At 29.6% G+C, this 21,715-nt stretch carries 21 protein-coding genes; all 21 read left to right on the top strand.

The window, feature by feature from the left end; genetic code table 11:
• Positions 1 to 4 precede the first annotated feature (4 nt).
• The 21 genes from OLM54_RS13145 to OLM54_RS13045 all read left to right on the top strand — a co-directional run bounded on the left by OLM54_RS13145 (position 5) and on the right by OLM54_RS13045 (position 21,710).
• On the top strand, positions 5 to 1,261 hold the full coding sequence (locus tag OLM54_RS13145; RefSeq protein ID WP_264535068.1) for a glycosyltransferase: 1,257 nt from the start codon (positions 5 to 7) through the stop codon (positions 1,259 to 1,261).
• Positions 1,254 to 2,189, top strand: a complete 936-nt coding sequence (locus OLM54_RS13140) for an NAD-dependent epimerase/dehydratase family protein (protein ID WP_264535067.1) — start codon at positions 1,254 to 1,256, stop codon at positions 2,187 to 2,189. Before OLM54_RS13145 ends, OLM54_RS13140 begins: the two co-directional genes overlap by 8 nt.
• Before the next feature lie 31 nt (positions 2,190 to 2,220).
• Complete coding sequence (locus OLM54_RS13135) at positions 2,221 to 3,408, top strand: hypothetical protein (protein ID WP_264535066.1); 1,188 nt, start codon at positions 2,221 to 2,223, stop codon at positions 3,406 to 3,408.
• A 170-nt stretch (positions 3,409 to 3,578) separates the two neighbouring features.
• On the top strand, positions 3,579 to 4,715 hold the full coding sequence (locus tag OLM54_RS13130) for an acyltransferase family protein (RefSeq protein WP_264535065.1): 1,137 nt from the start codon (positions 3,579 to 3,581) through the stop codon (positions 4,713 to 4,715).
• A 286-nt stretch (positions 4,716 to 5,001) separates the two neighbouring features.
• A complete protein-coding gene (gene rfbF / locus OLM54_RS13125) occupies positions 5,002 to 5,799 on the top strand; it encodes a glucose-1-phosphate cytidylyltransferase (protein WP_264535064.1) in 798 nt (265 codons plus the stop codon).
• Positions 5,784 to 6,899 carry a CDP-glucose 4,6-dehydratase gene (gene rfbG / locus OLM54_RS13120; protein WP_264535063.1) on the top strand — a complete coding sequence of 372 codons (1,116 nt, stop codon included), beginning with the start codon at positions 5,784 to 5,786 and terminating at the stop codon, positions 6,897 to 6,899. Before rfbF ends, rfbG begins: the two co-directional genes overlap by 16 nt.
• Positions 6,887 to 7,330, top strand: coding sequence for a dTDP-4-dehydrorhamnose 3,5-epimerase (locus OLM54_RS13115; RefSeq protein WP_264535062.1), 444 nt, complete (start codon positions 6,887 to 6,889; stop codon positions 7,328 to 7,330). The genes rfbG and OLM54_RS13115 overlap by 13 nt, the downstream gene beginning before the upstream one ends.
• On the top strand, positions 7,324 to 8,280 hold the full coding sequence (locus OLM54_RS13110; RefSeq protein WP_264535061.1) for an NAD-dependent epimerase/dehydratase family protein: 957 nt from the start codon (positions 7,324 to 7,326) through the stop codon (positions 8,278 to 8,280). The genes OLM54_RS13115 and OLM54_RS13110 overlap by 7 nt, the downstream gene beginning before the upstream one ends.
• Before the next feature lie 18 nt (positions 8,281 to 8,298).
• On the top strand, positions 8,299 to 9,213 hold the full coding sequence (locus tag OLM54_RS13105) for a glycosyltransferase (protein WP_264535060.1): 915 nt from the start codon (positions 8,299 to 8,301) through the stop codon (positions 9,211 to 9,213).
• A gap of 148 nt (positions 9,214 to 9,361) precedes the next feature.
• The gene (locus OLM54_RS13100; protein WP_264535059.1) at positions 9,362 to 10,588 is read left to right on the top strand and encodes a glycosyltransferase; all 1,227 of its coding nucleotides are present in this window, start codon (positions 9,362 to 9,364) and stop codon (positions 10,586 to 10,588) included.
• Between the two features lie 7 nt (positions 10,589 to 10,595).
• Positions 10,596 to 11,420, top strand: a complete 825-nt coding sequence (locus OLM54_RS13095) for a glycosyltransferase (protein ID WP_264535058.1) — start codon at positions 10,596 to 10,598, stop codon at positions 11,418 to 11,420.
• Complete coding sequence (locus OLM54_RS13090) at positions 11,420 to 12,319, top strand: NAD-dependent epimerase/dehydratase family protein (RefSeq protein ID WP_264535057.1); 900 nt, start codon at positions 11,420 to 11,422, stop codon at positions 12,317 to 12,319. The genes OLM54_RS13095 and OLM54_RS13090 overlap by 1 nt, the downstream gene beginning before the upstream one ends.
• On the top strand, positions 12,319 to 13,284 hold the full coding sequence (locus OLM54_RS13085) for an MraY family glycosyltransferase (RefSeq protein ID WP_264535056.1): 966 nt from the start codon (positions 12,319 to 12,321) through the stop codon (positions 13,282 to 13,284). The genes OLM54_RS13090 and OLM54_RS13085 overlap by 1 nt, the downstream gene beginning before the upstream one ends.
• Positions 13,281 to 13,706 carry a WxcM-like domain-containing protein gene (locus tag OLM54_RS13080; protein ID WP_264535055.1) on the top strand — a complete coding sequence of 142 codons (426 nt, stop codon included), beginning with the start codon at positions 13,281 to 13,283 and terminating at the stop codon, positions 13,704 to 13,706. The genes OLM54_RS13085 and OLM54_RS13080 overlap by 4 nt, the downstream gene beginning before the upstream one ends.
• Positions 13,699 to 14,844 (top strand): DegT/DnrJ/EryC1/StrS family aminotransferase, encoded by a 1,146-nt coding sequence (locus OLM54_RS13075; RefSeq protein ID WP_264535054.1) that lies wholly within the window; start codon positions 13,699 to 13,701, stop codon positions 14,842 to 14,844. Before OLM54_RS13080 ends, OLM54_RS13075 begins: the two co-directional genes overlap by 8 nt.
• A gap of 22 nt (positions 14,845 to 14,866) precedes the next feature.
• Positions 14,867 to 15,415, top strand: a complete 549-nt coding sequence (gene rfbC / locus OLM54_RS13070; protein ID WP_264535053.1) for a dTDP-4-dehydrorhamnose 3,5-epimerase — start codon at positions 14,867 to 14,869, stop codon at positions 15,413 to 15,415.
• Entirely contained in the window at positions 15,415 to 16,263 is an 849-nt protein-coding gene (gene rfbD, locus OLM54_RS13065) for a dTDP-4-dehydrorhamnose reductase (RefSeq protein WP_264535052.1), read from the top strand. The genes rfbC and rfbD overlap by 1 nt, the downstream gene beginning before the upstream one ends.
• 82 nt (positions 16,264 to 16,345) lie before the next feature.
• Complete coding sequence (gene rfbA, locus OLM54_RS13060; RefSeq protein ID WP_264535051.1) at positions 16,346 to 17,230, top strand: glucose-1-phosphate thymidylyltransferase RfbA; 885 nt, start codon at positions 16,346 to 16,348, stop codon at positions 17,228 to 17,230.
• A gap of 86 nt (positions 17,231 to 17,316) precedes the next feature.
• On the top strand, positions 17,317 to 19,284 hold the full coding sequence (locus tag OLM54_RS13055) for a polysaccharide biosynthesis protein (RefSeq protein ID WP_413614453.1): 1,968 nt from the start codon (positions 17,317 to 17,319) through the stop codon (positions 19,282 to 19,284).
• Between the two features lie 221 nt (positions 19,285 to 19,505).
• Complete coding sequence (locus OLM54_RS13050; protein WP_264535050.1) at positions 19,506 to 20,372, top strand: ABC transporter permease; 867 nt, start codon at positions 19,506 to 19,508, stop codon at positions 20,370 to 20,372.
• Positions 20,373 to 20,438: 66 nt separating this feature from the next.
• Positions 20,439 to 21,710, top strand: a complete 1,272-nt coding sequence (locus tag OLM54_RS13045) for a polysaccharide ABC transporter ATP-binding protein (RefSeq protein WP_264535049.1) — start codon at positions 20,439 to 20,441, stop codon at positions 21,708 to 21,710.
• Positions 21,711 to 21,715: the final 5 nt, after the last annotated feature.

Here is a 21,715-nt window from a genome sequence, read left to right as displayed (position 1 = left end):
TTTTATGGAGAAAAAGAAGAAAATTTTAGTTTTTACTGATTGTTATATCTATGGCGGTAGTGAAAGATTGATGTCTTTTTTATTAAACAACAAAAAACTAAAAGAGAATTATGAAATAAAATTGTCTTATAGAAAGTATGCGGCTTATGAAAAAGATATGCAAAATGATTATGCAATGACCCCTTCTACTGATCTTTTGCCTCAATTTTTATTATCTAACGAAACACTATTTTATAGAATAAATAGTTTGCACCTTCCAAAAATTATAAAAATTATTATTAAGTTGCCTTTTTTTATTTTTCAAAAGTTTCAGATTTATTCAATATATAATCTAATAGTTTTTTCTTTTTTATTAAAGAAACAAAGACCAACGATACTTCATATTAATAATGGTGGTTATCCAGGAGCTAAAAGCTGTAATGTCTTAGTGGCGGCTAATTTTCTAACGATTCAAGCTAAAATTGTATATCAGGTTAATAATCAGGCACAATCTTGTGATGGTTATTTAGAAAGAATTTATGACAAGTTTATCAACAAGAATGTTCATTTTTTTATCAATGCATCACAGAGAGCAAAACAACAATTAATAGAAAAACGAGATTTTAATCAAGATAAAATATTATTGATAAACAATTGCGTAACATTACCTATAATAAAACATAGTAGAGAACAGATTTTAAGAGAATTAAATATTCCAGCTGATAGTTTTTTAATTGTTGAAGTTGCATTTTTATCAGAAAGAAAAGGGCAAAGATTTTTAATTGCTGCATTGGCAGATTTATATAAAAAAGAAAATTTTTCAAGACAAAAGGTGTATTGTGCTTTAGTAGGCAATGGTGAAGATGAAGAATTCTTGAAAAGATATATTGATGAATTAGGATTAAACTCTAATGTTTTCCTTTTGGGATATAAAAACAATAGTGAGGATTTTATTTCAGCATGCGATTTGTTTGTTTTACCATCAATAAAAGATGAAGATATGCCTTTAGTTTTGTTGTCTGCTTTAGGCTATGGAAAACCCATTATTTCTACTAATTTTGCAGGTATTGCTCAAGTAATTCGAACTAATTCAAATGGTATTTTAATAAAAAACGATTTAAATACGTTTACATATAATTTATCTAGCGAGATTCTTAGATTAATTAATAATGAAAAGTTAAGATTAGAATTGGGATACAACGCGCAGAAAAGTTATATGGATTACAACCCGGAAAATTATGGACTGAAATTGAAAGATGTTTATGAGCAAATTTATGAATGATAGAGAGACTGTTTTATTGCTTGGAGGGAACGGATTTATAGGTCATAATGTAATAAATTTTATAGTTACAAACGCCGAGTTTTCTAAAGATAAATTTGTTGTTCTATCAAGAAATATTAATGAAAATACAATTGATAACATTGATTATGTAAGTGGTGATTATGGGGATAAGGATGTATTAATGAGCTTGTTCTCTAAGTGGAATTTTACAAGAGTGTTTCATTTTGCTACTTCTACTACCCCTCTCTCATCGACTAATAATATTTTATCTGATATCAAAGGTAACTTAATAGCAACTATTGGATTACTCGATATAATGAAAGATTTTGGGTGTAATTCAATAATGTATTTATCTTCAGGAGGAGCTGTTTATGGAGAGAAACATTTGGATAAAATCTCCGAAGATGAAATTTGTGATCCTGTTAGTTCTTATGGAGTTGTAAAATTAACAATTGAAAATTATATTCGATTGTATAAGAAACAATATGGGATTAATTATTTAATTTTAAGAGTTTCTAATCCTTTTGGTAAATTTCATACATCAGAAAAACAAGGAGTTATTAATATAGCGATTAGGAGAGCATTAAGAGAAGATGTTGTAGAAGTTTGGGGAGACGGTAGACAGTCTAAGGATTATTTATTTGTTGATGATTTGGTTGAAATTATCTTTCAACTTATAAAACGAGAAGTAATAAATAAAACAATTAATGTTGGTTCGGGAAAAACGTATCAATTAAATGCAATATTAGATACCATTAAAATATATTTACCAAATTTAAAAGTAAATTATGTAGGTTCAAAAACAACGGATGTTAAAGATTTTTGTCTAGATATTTCATTGATGAATTCGTTAGGGAATTTTAAATTTACAAATTTTAAAAGGGCTATTGAACGCACAATTTTGTTCGAAAAAGAACAATTAAAATAAATTTAGAGCAAAAAATATATATTCAATTTAAATGGAAGAAGTAAAGTATAATAAAATAGCTTTGATATTAGTAGTACTAATAAGCTTTTTCATATTAGTGAACCCTCCATTCGTAGCCTCTGTTTATGTGTCAATATACCTTCGAGTGCCTCTTTTTTTATTTATTACTTTCTTTTCTCTTTTTACGGTGATATTTAAGGAATATTTTATTCGCTATTATTTGCCAATATTTCTTTTTTTTAGTATTTCATCTATTTACTGGATCACTATAGGAGGTATTTTTGTGGAAGTTATTTATACTTTTCTCTATGTGTTATTAGCAGTTGTATTATTAGTAAGTGTTAAAAGAAATAAGAGCCTTAAATCGTTGATGATAAACTTTTATTTTATTCTGGTTTCGGCTCTTTCTGTTTTGTCAATAATTTCTTTTTTAGGTTTCAACTTAGAGTTGGTTTCTTATGAGTTAAAACCTGTTGGAGAAGGGGATGATGTATATATGTATTTTCATAATTATATTTTAGGATACATCAACCCAAAACTTTTTGATTCAGGTGTGATTGGGAGGGTATGTGGCTTTTTGTTAGAGCCAAGTTATCATGGTTGGTTTCTTTCGACAAATTTCTTTTTGGTATCGAAATGGGTTAAGAACAAGTGGTATGTGATTTTTGTTCAGTTAATAGTTTTATTAGGTGCTTTAAGCTCTTTTTCGACTATGAGCTGGGTAGTTTTTGTAATTGTCTTCGCGTCTATGTTTATGTTTAAATTTATGTCAATTTTAGGTCTTAAGGGAAAAGCAGCAAATATTATATATGGTTTAATGCTATTTACTGGAATTGTTGTGGTTGTTACAGTTGTTAATCAAGATAAATTATTAGAAATATTAGGGCCTTCTTCTTCGGAAGATAGAACAAATAGGTTAGACACTTCGTCTCTCTTTCTGTTGACAGCATCGCCAATGCAATTAATTTTGGGAAGAGGACCTGGTTTTATTGGTAAAAATAGTGACCGAGGTGAATCAAACCCAATTGTCAAATCATTAGTTGAAAGTGGCTTAATATCAACGATTTTGATTTTGATTTTTGTGATTTATTGTACATATCGTTCGAAATTTTATATGATTGCAACTTTATTGTGGCTAAACAGTGTCGTGATTTTGTTTACTCCTTTGTTTATTGTAAATGTTTTAGTATGTAGATGGTTAGATGATAGGCGTAAATAATTTAATTTTTAAAATGAATGAATAGTAAAAAGGATATGGGAATTGATAATTTGGATTGGTTAATAGGTTTTGCGGCCTTGTCAATTATGTTTTTATTATATATTTGGTGGTTGGGTTTGCTTTTAAATTCTAATGCTATATAAAAATGTATATTTAAACCCAAGAATAAAATGAAATTGAATTTTAAAAGAATTACTGCCTCAGGTAGTTTTATACCAGAGATAGATGGATTACGATTCATAGCAATTATTAGTGTTATTTTATATCACATAATGCTTTTTTTAGTTAAGAAAGACAGTAATCAATATCTAGATAATTTTGATTATTCTTTTTTACAAAGAATTTTAGAACATGGATTTTTAGGGGTGCCACTTTTTTTTGTGATTAGTGGTTTTATTTTGGGGCTTCCATTTGCTAAACAATACTTAAAGAATGAAAATAAAGTAGTATTAAGTAAATATTTTTTAAGAAGATTATCAAGATTAGAACCACCTTATATTCTTGTGATGACGCTATTGTTACTTGGAGCAGTTTATGTTGCGAAGACTGTTTCAATGAGTGATGGAATAACTAGTTATATATCCTCTATTTTTTATTTAAACAATTTTATTTATCCAGGTTTTACTTCAACATTGAATGTAGTTGCTTGGTCTTTAGAAGTTGAAGTGCAATTTTATATTTTAGCTCCTTTATTAGCTTATATTTTTTCTATAAAAAAAGCATTTACACGACGAATAGTTTTGTTTTTTCTTGCAATGTTATTTTTGATTGTTAATCAATTATATACATTACCGTTTTTGAGTTTAATTAATTATTTTCAATACTTTATAATTGGGTTCTTTTTAGCTGATTTATATGTGTCCAACGCTTCATTATTGCCAAAAACCAAAAATGATTATTTAATAGGTTTGTTTCTGTTTTGTTTTATCTGGGTGTTTGATAACGGGGATTTTGAAAATATCTATTCTAAAATTATTTTTGAATCAGTGCAATTGAGTAGTATCTTTTTTCTTTATTATTATGTTCTCTTTCATAAAGTTTTTAAAATATTATCCTTCAAATTAATTACAAACATTGGAGGAATGTGTTACTCGATATATCTAATACATTATCCAATTATAAGTATGATAGGTAATCCCCTTTTAAAATACTCTTTTTCGGAGTATAGTTTTGTTAATACTTTTGTGTATGTATTTGTATTAATAGTTTCTATAATGATTATGTCTTCATGTTTTTTTTTAATGGTAGAAAGACCTTGTATGGATAAAGATTGGTACAAAAAGATATTCAGGAAAAAAGTAGCCTAAAAAGCAATAATATAAAGTTAATAATCATGAGTTTATATGTTTAACAAATTAGAATGATATAAATGTCGTATTTTGTAATTGTTTAATTTCTAACAACTTATAGGTTATGATTATCAGATAAATAGTGGTTCTATTAGTTGTACAAAATCCTCTAAGTATAGGTTTTCTAATCTTAGTTCGGTTAGTAACAATTTTTCATTTATATAATTATTTTAGATTTATAAATATTGAAAAAAATAACTTAAAAAAATTAAAAATACTCTTAAAATAATAAATCAAAAATACTATGAAGGCAGTAATACTTTGTGGAGGTTACGGAACAAGAATTCGTGATGTCGCTGACGATATACCAAAACCAATGATCCCTATTGGAGGAAAGCCAATTATTTGGCATATAATGAAAACATACGCGTCTTATGGATATCAGGATTTTGTGCTTTGTATGGGTTATAAAAGCGAAGTAATTAAAGATTTTTTTGTTAATTACGAACTAAGAAGTGCTGATATTAAAATAAAATTAGGAGAAAAAGCAGAACAAATTATTTCAGAAACGAGCCATGATGAAGATGGTTGGGAAATCACTCTTGCTGAAACAGGAATTAAAGCCATGACAGGTGCTCGTGTTAGAAGAATAAAAAAATATATTGGTGAAGATCCAATGTTTATGCTTACCTATGGAGATGGAGTTGGAGATATTAATATAGATGCACTAGTAGCTTTTCATAAAGCACATGGGAAAATGGTTACTCTAACAGGTGTTAGGCCACCTGGGCGTTTTGGTGAATTAGGAATTGCCGAAGACGGATCTACTATTACCGGATTTAATGAAAAACCGCAAGCAAGTGGTGGACGTATAAATGGGGGATATTTTGTATGCAACAGGGAGTTCTTAGATGTTTTAAGTGACAATGAAGATTTGGTTTTAGAGCAAGAACCAATGAAAAAACTGGTTGAATTAGGAGAGTTGAAAGTTTTTGAACATGATGGCTTTTGGCAACCCATGGATACTTCTAGGGAATATACACTATTAAATGAACTTTATAATAATAATCAAGCACCTTGGGTAAAATGGGAGAAAAAGTAGTTTTTGGAAATATTTATCGTGATAAGAAGGTTTTAGTGACAGGTAACACCGGATTTAAAGGTTCGTGGCTATGTACTTGGTTAATTTCATTAGGGGCAGAGGTATATGGAATTTCAAATGAAATACCCACCTCTCCTTCAATGTTTGTAGAGCTGGAATTGAAAACTAAGATGAAACATTTTTTTGCCGATATTCGTGACTTAGATGCTGTTAGAAAGATAATAAGCGAAATAGAGCCAGATTTTGTTTTTCATTTAGCAGCACAGCCGATAGTATCTTTATCTTATAGTGAGCCGATAGATACTATTTCTACCAATGTAATGGGAACAGCTAATGTACTAGAAGTTTTACGTTCCTACGATAAACCTTGTACAGCAATTATTATTACAAGTGATAAATGTTATGATAATGTTGAATGGATTTTTGGATATAAAGAGACAGACGCATTAGGCGGTAAAGATATTTACAGTGGAAGTAAAGGAGCAGCTGAGTTAATTTTTAAATCATACTACCATTCTTTTTTTAAAAAAGAGCAAGGTGTTGTAAAAATAGCTTCAGCCCGAGCAGGAAATGTTATTGGGGGAGGAGATTGGGCTTTGGACAGAATCATACCAGATTGTATGCGTTCTTGGAGTTTAGGTAAGGTAGTAGAAATAAGAAGTCCAAAAGCTACTCGTCCTTGGCAGCATGTTTTAGAGCCCCTTAGTGGTTATTTACAATTGGGAGAACGTTTATACAAAGACCACACTTTAAATGGAGAAAGTTTTAATTTTGGACCAAAACCAGAATACAATCATACAGTTCAAGAAATTTTAGAGGATATGAGTGTACGTTGGCACTTTGAAAATTCTAAGGATGCTTACCAAATTACAGGTGATATTAAGTTCTATGAAGCTGGATTGTTAAAATTAAACTGTGACAAAGCACTATTTTATTTTCAATGGAAGCCAACACTTGATTATACAACACTCATTGGATATACTAGCGATTGGTATTATGAGTTTTACAAGAATAAAGGAGATATGTTTTTATATACCCAATCTCAGATTAAAGGATATGAGGATTTAGCAAAACTAGGGAAGATAGCATGGACAAAATAACAATACAGGGTGTTTTGTTAACGCCGTTAAAAAGAATACATAATCCAAAAGGAGATGTTTTTCATGGAATGAAAAAATCAGATGTTGGTTATGCTGGTTTTGGGGAAGCTTATTTTTCTACGATTAATTTCGAAGATGTAAAGCCGTGGAAAAAGCATTTCAACATGACTTTGAATTTTGTTGTGCCTTTGGGAGATATTCGTTTTGTTATTTATGATGATAGAGAAAATAGTAGTACGAAAAACACCTTTTTTGACGTAACTTTAGGGGAAAATAATTATCAAAGAATTACTATACCTCCAGGTGTTTGGGTTGCATTTAGCGGTGCTGGAAAAAATTATAATTTGCTGTTGAATTTGGCAGACATAGAACATGATCCAAATGAAATAGAACGAAAACTAGATTTGTCTGAAATTATTTATTCATGGTAAAAAAAAAAATTCTTGTCACTGGAGGGAGTGGATATATTGGTTCAAGAATTTGTTTGTATCTGGCTAATAAAGGATACGATGTAACAGCTCTTTGCTATTCTAAAATTCCTGCAGATGAAACTTGGATAGAAAAAATGGATAAGGTTTTAATTGGAGATGTAAGAGATGAACAATTTTTGCAGGAAGTAGCCAATTATGAATATGATATTTTAATACATTTAGTTTCGCTGGATCATCACCAATCTAATGGCACTCCTTCATTTGTTAGCTCGGTTAATATCACTCCAGTTTGGTCTCTATTAGATGTTTTTTCAAAAAAAGGATTAAAAAAATTTATTTACTTCTCTACTGCGCAAGTCTATGGAGGGTTAAAAGATGAGGTAGTGAGTGAAAATAAATTATTGTCAAGTAAGAACCCTTACGGATTAACTCATCAAGTTGGAGAAATGATTTGTGAATATTATAATGTCAATTCGGATGTTGATTGTCATGTAGTTAGGTTGTCAAATAGCTATGGTGCGCCAATTTTTGAAGAAAATAATTGTTGGTGGCTAGTCGTTAATGATTTATGCCGAATGGCATATAATCAAAAACGAATAGTATTGCAATCAGATGGATCACCTTTGCGTGATTTTATACATGGATGGGATGTTTGTGCAGGAGTACAAACTATTATAGAAACAAAAGCAAAACATCCCGTTTATAATTTATCATCTGGAATTACGCTTTCAATATTGGAAATTGCCGAAAAAGTAGAAAAGGTTTTTGCACAACGATATGGTTTAAAATTACCAATAGAAGTTACAGTATCAGGACAAAAAGAGGAAAGCTTAAAAGCTACGAATTATAAGATCGACAATAGTCTAATTTGCAGTATAGGATTTAAGCCAAAATGGTCGTTAGAAGATGGTATTAATGATCTTTTAGATTATTTGCAAAAAGGAAGTTAATTTAACTTTAGTATATATATGTTAAAAATTAATAATTATTTGTTTTCCGTTGTTATACCTACTTATAATAGAAGAGTAGATTTAGAAAGATGTTTAAATTCTTTGGTTGCACAAACATTTAAAAATTTTGAAGTTATAATTTGTGATAATGCATCGACAGATCAAACAACCGAATTAGTAAAGGATTATAAAAAGCTTTTGAATCTAAATTATATTCGTTTGTCTGAAAATTCTGGAGGACCTGCTAAGCCTAGAAATATAGGAATAGTAAATGCAAAAGGAAAGTGGATTTGTTTTTTAGATTCTGATGATTGGTATGCGACTAACAAATTAGAGTATATTTCTAATTTAAATTTAGATAATGTCGACGTTGTTTATCATAGATTATTGTCAGTAGATAAAAATGGTATTCAAGGAAAAATGTTTACAAGACAAATAAATAACAAGACACCACTAGTAGATTTTTTAACACGCTTTAACCCTATCTTAACGTCTTCATGTTGTATTAGAAAAAGTGTTTTCTATGTAAACGGGTTGTCATTTTCAGAGGATAAAAAGATTATTGGCGTTGAGGATTTCGATTTATGGATTAGAATGGGACTTGTGGGAGCGAAATTCAAACTAATAAAAAAAGACCTAGGTTTTTACAATAAACAAGGTGCAGACAGCTTATCTTATGTGGGTGACCGTCAAGTCGCTAGGTTGAATGAAGTTTATTCTTCTTATAAAAGGTTATTATCTGCTAAAGAACAAAAAAAATCATTAGCCGCTTTTAGTTATCAAAAGGGAGTGTTACTATTAGGAGATAAGGATAAAACAGCAAGTTTTAAAAATTTTGTAGCTGCATTAAAAAATGGTGTTACATATATAAAAATACGGGCTATGATTAGGATTATAAAATTAAACCCTGTTAGTTTCCTAAAAACTGAGTGAATTAATTAAGTAATAATGAAGTATTTTTATTATAAGTGGTCAAGCAAAAGATTTCTTTAAGTAAAATTATTAATATATAAGGCAGATTCTGTCTTTAAAAAGAATTTGGAGTAACTCAAAATCCAATTAAATAAAAAGGATAAATTTAATGTCGAAGAAAATTTTACACATTTCTGAAAAAGGTGAAGGGGGTGGCGGTGAATCTGTATTTAGAGAAACCGTTATTTTATTGAAAGAATTGGATTTATCAAATTCACATTATACAGCTTGTAAAAAATCAGAACAATTGCCATTCAAATTAGATTTTGAATTTAAAAGCAAAGAGCAGTTATTAGATTTTATTTATTCTTTTTCAAATAAAAGAAAAATGGATCTAATTTTAAAAGAAATTAAGCCTGAAGTAATACACTTACATCACTATGGTAATCTGTCTCCTTCAATTTTGCATTCCTTATTTAATTATAAAAAAAGAAATCCAAAGGTCCAAATAATACAAACGGTACATACTTTTCAATATTCTTGTTCTCATCAGGCGGCGTATGACTATCATAAAACTAAAAGATGTTTGGATTGTGCCAGTATGCATTTTAAAACTAAAATCTTTTATAGGAAATGTAGTAGAGCTGGTTTTATTCATTCTATTGCAAAAGGTTTCAATAGTTTAATAACCCATTATTATTACAAGAAAGGAGTAATAGACACTATAATCGTACCTTCTAATTTTATAAAAGAATCTATTCTTTTAAATAAATTTTATAAGGATAAAGAAATTAACGTTATTAATAACCCAATTTTCAGCGATTTTCAGAAAATTAAAGAATATAGTAAAGAAAACAATATAGTATATTTTGGTCGACTATCAGAAGAAAAGAATATAAAATTATTAATTACTGCTTTTGTACAATTTGTGAATAATAAAGAAGGCGATAAATACAAACTTTTGATCATAGGAGACGGCCCCGAGAAAGAAGAACTTCAAAAGTATGTCACAAAAGAAAATATGGTAGAAAGAGTATTGTTTTTGCCATTTATGTCGCAAGAAAAACTAAAAAAGTATCTAGAAATTTCAAAAATTTCAATAATGACATCCAAGTGTTTTGAGAATGCTCCTATGATGATGATAGAGTCTTTTAATTATGACATTATCCCAATAGTAGCAGATCATGGAGGAATGAGAGAAATGGCTTTAAAATTAAATTTCGGATTTCTTTTTGAAAGCGAGAATCAAGAATCTTTAATACGTCAAATTTTTAGTGCTACTAAAGATTATCAGGAGATAATTAATAAGAAACCAAAATTAGAAGGAAAAATACATGATTTGTTTTCAAAGTCATTGTATTTTAGTGAATTGACTAATTTATATTCTAAAATTTAAATAAATTATGTTAAATAAATTTTCAGTTTTGATGTCAGTTTACATTAAAGAAAATCCAAATTGTCTAAGACAGTCTTTGGAATCAGTATGTACGCAAACTTTAAAGCCAAATGAAATTATACTGGTTAAGGATGGTCATCTTAATAATGAGCTGGATGATGTAATTAATGAGTATGTTATTAGATTTCCATTATTATTTATAGTAGTTGAGCTTCCTAAAAATAAAGGCTTGGCAAATGCTTTGAATGAAGGTATGAAATATGCAAAACATGAGATTATTGCTAGAATGGATTCTGATGATATTTGCATGCCGGAAAGGTTTAAAATTCAAGTTAATTACCTTATAGATAACAATTTAGATATAGTTGGAGGGCAAATAATTGAATTTTCTAAAAATATCGAAGATGTGGTTTCTATAAGGATGGTACCTGTTTATCATGATGAAATTGTTCAATTTATGAAGTTCAGAAGTCCTTTTTCTCATCCAACTATCGTTTTTAGAAAGAAGTCTTTTCAGTTACTTAAAGGATACGATAATACAATATTTCCAGAGGATTATGATTTTTTTGTACGAGCATATTTAGCAGGATTTAAATTTGGAAATGTTAAAGAAAATGTTTTATACTTTAGGCTTGGAGAAAACTTGTCGGAGGCTATAAAACGAAGATGGGGAAGAAAATATGCTGTTAATGAAATGAAATTATATAAAAAATTTCTAAAATTAGGTTTTTTTAATTATTTTGATTTCTTTAAAGTTTTAGTTTTTAAGATTCCACTAAGAATTATGCCTTTTAGTTTATACAGCTATATTTATTTTAAATTTTCTAGGTAATGAAAAAAATTCTAATAACTGGTTCTACAGGGTTTGTTGGAACGAATCTCAAAGAATATCTAAATGAAAATGAAATAGAATCATTAAATATTCGTTATGTAACAGGTCAAAAAATAGAAATTGAAACAGATATAGTTATTCATCTTGCTGGTAAAGCACATGATTTGAAAAAAGTGTCTAAGCCGAATGATTATTATGAGGCGAATTTTGAATTGACAAAACAACTGTTTGATACTTTTTTATGTTCTAGTGCTTCTGTATTTGTTTTTATGAGTACTGTTAAAGCTGTTGCGGATAAAGTTGAGGGAATATTAGTTGAAGATATTACTCCAAATCCTGAAACACATTATGGAATTAGTAAACAGCAGGCAGAAGCCTATATATTAAGTAATAAATTACCTGAAGGTAAGAGAGTCTTTATACTTCGACCTTGTATGATTCATGGTCCGAATAATAAAGGTAATCTTAATTTGTTATACGAAGTAGTGCAAAAAGGATTGCCATGGCCATTAGCTGCGTTTGAAAACAAAAGATCATTTTTAAGTATTGAAAACCTTTGTTTTATAATTAAAAAAATTATCGAAAATCAACATATAGAATCGGGTGTATATAATCTTGCTGACGACCAGTTTTTATCTACAAATGAATTAGTGCAGATAATATCTTCGGTTTGTAATAAAAAAAACAGGACTTTATCAATACCCAAGACTATAATTAATAGTATTGCTAAAGCTGGAGATTTAATAAAATTACCACTAAATTCGGAAACAATTCAAAAGTTAACGGAAAATTATAGAGTGTCAAATCAAAAAATAAAATCAGCTATCGGGATTGAAAGGCTACCTTATACAGCTACGCAAGGACTTGAAAAAACAATAAAAAGCTTCATCAATAAATAATGCAATACACAATACTGGGAATTCTCTTAATGATTTTAATGTTACTTTACTTTAAAGTAGCAGATCGTTTTAATATTATTGATAAACCTAATCAAAGAAGTTCTCATACAGAGATTACATTAAGAGGAGGAGGGATTATATTTTGGTTTTCTGCCTTATTTTATTCCGTGCAACATATTCAAAATAATTATTTTTTCTTTACAGGAATTACTTTAGTGAGTTTAGTGAGTTTTTGGGATGATATCCAAAACCTTTCAAATAAAATTCGAATTTCAATTCATTTTTTAGCCATTACACTGATTTTTTATGATTTGGAACTTTTTAATTTAGTTCCAATTTGGGGAATTATAATAGCTTATATTTTGGCAATTGGGCTCATTAATGCTTATAATTTTATGGATGGAATTAATGGCATAACAGGTCTCTATACTTTGACCGTAATGGGATCTTTACTTTATATTAATACAAACGTTCAATGGTTTACCGATGGAGTTTTTATAAAATATGGAATTGTTGCAAGTTTAGTTTTTCTGTTTTTTAATTATCGAAAAAAAGCGAAATGTTTTGCCGGAGATGTCGGGAGTATAGCTATTGCTTTTTGGATAATTTACCTCGTTTGGAAACTTAGTTTGGTTACAAACTCACTTATTTGGTTTTTATTTTTGGCTGTTTATGGAGTTGATGCTATTTGTACAATTATACATCGTTTGTATTTAAAACAAAATATTTTTGAGGCACATCGTTTACATTTATATCAGGTGTTAAGTAATGAATATAAAATACAGCATAGATTAGTTTCCTTATATTATGCATTAGTTCAAATTGCAATTTCGGTTTTAGTAGTTTTTCTGTATCGAAAAGTTCAAGAAATAACATTATTTCTAATAGTGATTTTGCCTTTAATTTTAATATACAGTTCAAAATTTTATATGTTGAATAAACATAGCTTAAAATTCAACTCATGATTCCTAAAATAATACAAGGAGGAAACTTTTCAGATCATCGGGGAACTATTTCATTTGTTAATGATTTTAGTTTTAAAGACATAGAAAGATTTTATGTTATTAGTAATTCTGAAGAAAATCCGATACGCGCTTGGCAAGGGCATAAATTAGACTCAAAAAACTTTTATTGTTTAAGTGGCTCTTTTAATATTCATTTTATAAAAATTGATAATTGGGAAAATCCTTCAAAAGATTTAACGATTGAAACCGTCTTAGTTTCAGAATCTGAAAGTAGAATAGTTCATATTCCTTCAGGTTATGCTAATGCAATTGAATCATTGGAAGCAAATTCAAAATTAATATCATTTTCGACTTTACCATTAGTAAATGTAAAAGAAGACGATGTTCGTTATCCATTTGATTACTGGAAAATAAATGGATAATAAGCCAATTTATTTATCATTATCACAACAGAGCGGTTTTGAACAAGGATATATTCAGAAAGCTTTAGAAACTAATTGGATTACTTCTGGAGGACCAAATGTTGATGAATTTGAAAACACTATAGAAAGTTACCTTGAAAAGGAATTGTTTGTTACAGCTTTAAATTCTGGAACATCAGCAATTCATTTGGCATTAATTTTATTAGATATAAAAGCTGGTGATGAAGTTATTTGCCAAAGCATGACTTTTTCAGCTTCTGTTAATCCTGTATTATATCAAAGTGCAATTCCTATTTTTGTAGACAGTGAGTCCGAAACGTGGAACATCTGCCCCAAAAATCTTGAAATAGCAATTAAGGATAGAATAAAAAAAGGTAAAAAACCTAAAGCTATAATTGCCGTTCACTTGTATGGAAATCCATATAAAATAGATGAGATTCATGCTATTGCAGAGAAATATGATATTCCAATTATTGAGGATAGTGCAGAAGCATTGGGAAGTTCGTATAAAGGAAAAAAATGTGGAACTTTTGGGACATTTGGAATTCTCTCGTTTAATGGAAATAAAATAATTACAACCTCAAGTGGAGGAGCATTAATTTCGAATTCAATTGATTTAAAAAAGCGTGCAATTTTTTATGCTACTCAATCAAAAGATGAAGCGATTCATTACCAGCACAGTGAAATTGGTTACAATTATAGGATGAGCAACATTTGTGCAGGAATAGGTCTGGGGCAAGTTCAGATTTTAGATCACAATGTGATAGCAAGACGAGAAAATCATTTTTTTTATAAGAACATTTTTAGTGACATAAAAAGTGTAAGACTTTTCGAAGTTTTAAATGAAGATTATTATTCGAATTATTGGTTAAATGCTATTTTAATAGAACCAAATATTAAAAAAAAGATAGACAGAGAAAGTTTAAGAATAGCTTTTAAAAATCAAAATATTGAAACACGTCCACTTTGGAAACCAATGCATTTACAAACAATTTTTCAGAAATATCCTTATTATGGAAATAAAATTGCGAAGGGATTATTTGAAAAAGGTTTGTGTTTACCATCAGGATCAAACTTAACTGATTTGGATAAAAAAAGAATAAAAACTGTACTGGATGATTTTTTTAATAGAACATAAAATAAAATAACAAGATTTTTAAATGAAAATCGAAGAAACATTTTTAAAGGATTTACAAATAATAGAACCAACTGTTTTTGGAGATGAAAGAGGTTATTTTTTTGAATCATACAGCAAAACAAAATTTGAAGATTTAGGCATTAATATTGAATTTGTTCAGGATAATCAATCCTTTTCTAAAAAAGGCACATTAAGAGGTTTGCATTATCAAAATCCTCCCTTTGCCCAAACGAAATTAGTTCGCGTTTTAGAAGGTGAAATTATCGATGTTGCTGTAGATTTGAGAAAAGATTCTCCAACCTATGGAAAATCATTTAGCGTTTTGTTATCAGCCGAAAATAAAAAACAATTATTAGTTCCTCAAGGGTTTGCTCATGGTTTTTCGGTTATTAGCGAAACAGCATCTGTGATGTATAAATGTGATCAATTTTACAATAAAGCTTCAGAAGGTGGTATTAAATATAATGATCCGTCGTTGAATATTGATTGGGGAATGGATTTGAAAGATGCGATTGTTTCAGAAAAAGACGAAATTCTTCCTTTCATTGAAAATTGTAATAGTTTATTTTAATGGAAAAAATTCTTGTAACAGGAGCAAACGGACAATTAGGATCTGAATTAAATGTTTTGTCTTCAAATTACCCTCAACATGAATGGGTTTTTGCAGATAGAACTAAAATTACATTAGATAATCTGGACTTACTTAAAACGCAGTTAAGTGAAATTCAACCAACAATTATTTTAAATTGTGGAGCTTATACTGCAGTCGATAAAGCAGAGACAGAGAAAGAATTAGCTTTTACAATCAATAATGCTGCAGTGGCATTAATTGCGAAATATGCTTTTGAAAATAATGCAAAATTAATTCATATTTCGACAGATTATGTTTTTGACGGATTATCTTCAATAGCTTTGAATGAAGAAGCAGAAACGAACCCCATAAACATATATGGAGAAAGTAAAAGAGCGGGAGAAATTGCATGTTTAAGTGAAAACCCAAATTCAATTATTTTAAGAACTTCATGGGTTTATAGTAAGTTTGGCAACAATTTTGTTAAAACAATGCAACGCCTAATGCAGGAAAAAGAATCAATCAATGTGGTTAATGATCAGGTTGGTTCTCCAACATATGCTGCTGACTTAGCGCAGGCTATGATCGATATAATAAATTTTTCAACTTGGGTTCCGGGAATTTATAATTATTCAAATGAAGGTGAAATAAGTTGGCACGAATTTGCGTTGACAATAAAAGAATTTGGAGAATATAAATGTATTGTTGTAGGTATTCCATCAGCATCATATCCAACTCCGGCTAAACGACCAAATTTTTCATTATTAGATAAGAAAAAAATTAAAGAAGTTTATAATTTAGATATTCCTGATTACCAAGAGAGTTTAAAAAAAATGTTTATAAAATAGAGATGATTTGAAGATTTAGATTTTAGCATTTCAATGATAAGAAATCTAAAATCTAAAATCTAAAGTCTAAAATCAAAAATATATGAAAGGAATTATTTTAGCCGGAGGTTCTGGCACTCGCTTACATCCTTTAACACTTGCAATGAGTAAGCAAATGATGCCGGTATACGATAAACCAATGATTTATTACCCATTGTCAACTTTAATGATGTCAGGTATCAATGAAATATTGATTATCTCCACTCCGCATGATTTGCCAAATTTCAAGAAATTGCTTGGAGATGGATCAACATTAGGTTGTAAATTTAGCTATGCAGAACAGGCAATTCCTAACGGATTAGCTCAGGCTTTTGTAATTGGCGAAGAGTTTATTGGTAATGATGATGTTGCCTTAATTTTAGGAGATAACATATTTTTTGGTTCTAATATGCAGGAGTTGTTAAAATCAAATACAAAACCTACTGGAGGTGTTGTTTTTGCTTATCATGTTTCAGATCCGGAGCGTTATGGAGTTGTTGAATTTGATGAGAATTTCAAAGCAATATCTATCGAAGAAAAACCAGAAGAGCCAAAATCAAGTTATGCAGTTCCAGGATTGTATTTTTATGACAATTCAGTCGTGGAAATCGCTAAAAATATAAAACCAAGCGCACGTGGAGAATATGAAATTACTGATGTCAATAAGGTATATCTGCAAAGAGAAGCTTTAAAAGTTGGTATTTTGAGCAGAGGCACAGCTTGGCTTGATACAGGAACTTTTAACAGTTTAATGCAAGCTGGACAATTTGTTCAGGTTCTGGAAGAAAGACAAGGATTGAAAGTAGGATGTATTGAAGAAATTGCCTGGAGACAAGGATTTATAAACGACGCTCAGCTTGAAGAACTTGCATTGCCATTAGTGAAATCAGGTTATGGAAGTTACTTGATTGATTTTTTAAAACAAAAGAAAAAAGGTGTCAAAATTTAATTTTCATTCTGGAAATACGCATTTGAAGCCTTTAATTTGTATTTTTGTGTGTAATACGAACTTTACAAAACTAAAATAAACCAAAATTGAATAAAGACGAACAAAACAACATAAGAAGTTTGTTCCTTAATTTCCTTTCCCCAAGAAATTTACGGGCAAATATTAATAACCTAAGTTATTTACCTAGGTGGATTATTATTGCTATAGATGTAATGGTGCTGATTTTTTCATTCACATTCACTTATATGCTGTTTGAAGGAACCGCTTTAGGTTATATAGTTACGTCACATCAATTTTATTTCGTAGGAAGTTTAATTTTTGTGAATGTATTCTTCTTCTGGCTATTTAGAACATACTCGGGAATCATTCGACACTCTTCCTATATCGATGCTATTAAACTGTTATTTTCTCAAATGTCAGTTTTAGTATTTTTTTTATTTTTCAATTTAGTTTTTGAATTATATGCAGGACACAAAGCCTTTTTAAATACTGCGTTATTTATTAATTTGGTTTTATCTTTTTGTGGTTTGTTTTTATATCGTGTAATTGTAAAACAAACTTTTGAAATTTATTTTTCAGAAAAAACAAGTACCAAATTAATCAGAACGGTAATTTATGGTACCGATGCAAATGCTATTTCGGTAGCCAATGCATTGAAATTTGAAACACCTTCCCGTTTTAAAATAGTTGGTTTTGTAGATAAAAACAATCAAAACGCATCCAAAAGAATGTTGGATTTGCCAATTTTGATATTAAGAAAAAAATTACCGGCATTAATGCGATCTGTTGCTGCAGAAGGTGTAATTATTGCTGATAAAAGCTTATCGAAAGATGAACAATTAATTATTGTTGATCAATGTTTAGAATTCAATTATAGAGTATATACAGTTCCTTTGATTTCCGATTGGGAAAATCAAAAGGAAATTTCTCAAAAAGTAAAAAACATTCAGATTGAAGATTTGTTAGAAAGAAAACCCATAGTTCTTGACAGTAAATCAATCTCAAAACAACTAAAAGACAAAACAATTCTTATTACAGGAGCTGCCGGATCAATTGGTAGCGAGATCGTAAGACAAGTGCTGGGATTTAATCCAAGAAAAGTTATTATTCTTGATCATGCAGAAACTCCACTTCATAATTTATGTTTGGAAACTTTTGGTATGAATTCTGAAACAAAAATTATTGCTGTTGTTGCCGATGTAAGAAGTAAAAAAGCACTGGAAAAAGTTTTTAAAAATCATAATCCACATGTTGTTTTTCATGCGGCAGCTTACAAACATGTTCCTTTGATGGAAGAAAATCCTTCGCAGGCCATTTTGACAAATATTAAAGGAACTAAGAATTTAGCGGATTTATCGTGCAGATATCATGTTAAGAAATTTGTCATGGTTTCGACAGATAAAGCAGTTAATCCTAGTAATGTAATGGGAGCCAGCAAGAGAATTGCGGAGAAATATGTACAGTCTTTATTTTTGAAAAACCAAAGAGAAAATATTGAAGGTGCAACAAAGTTTATTACTACCCGTTTTGGAAATGTTTTGGGATCAAACGGATCAGTCGTTCCTTTATTTACGAAACAAATTGCTGAAGGCGGACCAGTAACGATCACACATCAGGATATTATTCGTTATTTTATGACAATTCCTGAAGCTTGCCAATTAGTTCTGGAAGCAGGAGCAATGGGTAATGGAGGTGAAATCTATATTTTTGATATGGGCAAACCAGTCAAAATAATTGATTTGGCTAAAAAAATGATTAAACTTGCCGGCTTTATTCCGGACAAAGAAATAAAAATAAAAATTGTTGGTTTACGACCAGGTGAAAAATTATATGAAGAATTATTAAATGATACTTCCAAAACCCTACCAACCTATCATAACAAAATTATGATTGCACAGGAGATACAAGATGAGTACGAGAATTTGCATACCGAAATTGATGAACTCATTGGAATTGCTGATTTTTATGAAAATGACGATATAGTCAGCAAAATGAAAAAGATAGTTCCGGAATTTAAAAGTATGAATTCTGCTTTTGAAGTTTTAGATAAATAACTTTGTAATCAGTAAAATAAAAATTTTAAATCGAAAATTTAGAAAGGTGTTTTTAATTAAACGCCTTTTTTGCTTTTTATGACTCACTTAAAAGAGTAAAAATCCTGTTAATTTAAATGGGTTAAGCTGATTTAAAAATATAACATACTACCTGTTAAAAAATACTTTTTTATATTTTTTAAATTCTTATTATTGCACTCCCCAATGTAATGAAAAATAAAATGAACAATAATAATGTTTCTAATGACTGGTTGTTTGAAATAACGCCCAAAAATAAATTCTTCTCGCTAAATTTAAAAGAAGTTTGGCAATATAGAGATTTGCTGTTTCTTTTTGTAAAACGTGACGTTATTACAGTCTATAAACAAACCGTTTTGGGGCCGCTTTGGTATTTAATACAACCCTTATTTACCTCTATAACTTTTACTATAATTTTTAATAACGTAGCGGGCATAAATACAGGAACTGTTCCTCCATTTTTATTTAACCTTGCCGGAATAACCGTTTGGAATTATTTTACAGCCTGTCTAACAGGAACTTCAGATACATTTAAGGCAAATGCATCGATATTTGGAAAAGTATATTTTCCCAGAATTATTACACCTTTATCAGTAGTAATTTCAAATTTAATAAAATTCGGAATACAGTTTTTTATTTTTATAGCATTTTACTGTTACTATTATTTTCAGGGATCCAGCTTGTATTTGAATGGTTTTCTGTTATTTTTTCCTCTTTTAATTGTTATTATGGGTTTTTTAGGTTTAGGCCTTGGAATGCTAATTTCTTCTATGGTAACAAAATATAGAGATTTTAGTTATTTGGTAACTTTTGGAATTCAGTTGCTAATGTATTTATCAGCGGTGATGTATCCGATGGAATTAATAAAAAGTAAGCTGCCTAAGTTTAGTTGGATTGTCGAATATAATCCTTTGGCTTATATTATTGAAACATCTCGTTATATGCTTTTAAATGTTGGAGAAATTTCTGTTTTCGGACTAATCTATACTGTAATAGTTACAATTGCCGTATTCTTTATTGGTCTTTTAGTTTTTAATAAAACCGAAAAAAGTTTTATTGATACCGTTTAATAATTTATACGAATAAGAACTTATAAAAGTTCTGAGAATATATTATTCATACTTTACAATCCCAAATTGGAAAAAGATATTATTTTAAAAGCTGAAAATATTTCTAAACAATATCGTTTAGGAGAAGTTGGTACAGGAACCCTGAGTCATGACATAAACAGATGGTGGCATCAAATTAGAGGAAAAGAAAATCCTTATTTGAAAATTGGAGATACTAACGATCGATCTACAAAAGGAAGTTCAGATTATGTCTGGGCTTTGCAGGATATAAATTTTGAAGTAAAACGCGGTGAAGTTTTAGGAATCATAGGTAAAAACGGAGCCGGAAAATCAACACTTTTAAAAATACTCTCAAAGGTAACAGCTCCAACAACCGGAAGTATCAAATCAAAAGGAAGAATTGCTTCTTTATTAGAAGTTGGTACCGGTTTTCATGGTGAAATGACAGGCCGTGAAAATATCTATTTAAATGGAGCAATTTTAGGAATGACCAAAAAGGAAATTACTTCAAAGCTGGATGAGATTATAGAATTTTCAGGTTGTGAACGTTATATTGATACTCCTGTAAAACGTTACAGCAGCGGAATGACTGTTAGACTGGCTTTTGCTGTAGCAGCATTTTTAGAGCCTGAAATTTTAGTAATTGACGAGGTTTTGGCTGTAGGTGATGCAGAATTTCAAAAGAAGGCGATTGGAAAAATGCAGGATATTTCAAAAGGAGAAGGAAGAACTGTTTTATTTGTAAGCCACAATATGGCAGCAGTAAAGAGTTTATGTACTAGAGGAATTGTTATGGAGCATGGGAAATTAGTTTTAGATGAAGATATTGATAAAGCTGTTTCTTATTATTTAGGAGGCTCGGATTTTGAAAGATCAAACAGCAGAAAATTCGATAATTTTGATAATGAAATATTTACTTTAAATGAAATCGGACTTCAAAATGTTGGGGAAAGCTTCGATGATCCTCTAACAGAAAATAAAGAAATTGAGTTAATAACCAACATATTCTTAAAAGCTGATGATTGTGAAAGGTACCACATAACCTATCATCTTTATAATGACATGGGAGAATCCTTGTTCTCTTTTTCAAATAATAATTCGAAAGAAATATTACGAAAAGGACAAAATATTTTGACTTGTACTTTTCCGGCAAATTTCTTTCAGTCAGGTGCCTTTAGCTTAACACTTTTTATTGTTGAAGATAAAAGAAAATCAATATTTAAAGAGAGTGATATTATACATTTTACCATAATTGATGGTGGTAGAGAGTTAGGAGTTTATATGGGCAGAGAACCAGGTTATATTAAACCCACCTTTAATTGGGGGAATAAAAATTAGAAATA

The organism is Flavobacterium sp. N1736, from assembly GCF_025947065.1.
GTDB lineage: Bacteria > Bacteroidota > Bacteroidia > Flavobacteriales > Flavobacteriaceae > Flavobacterium.
The sequence above is the reverse complement of the archived record's forward strand: the minus strand, read 5'-3'. Positions and strand labels throughout refer to the sequence as shown.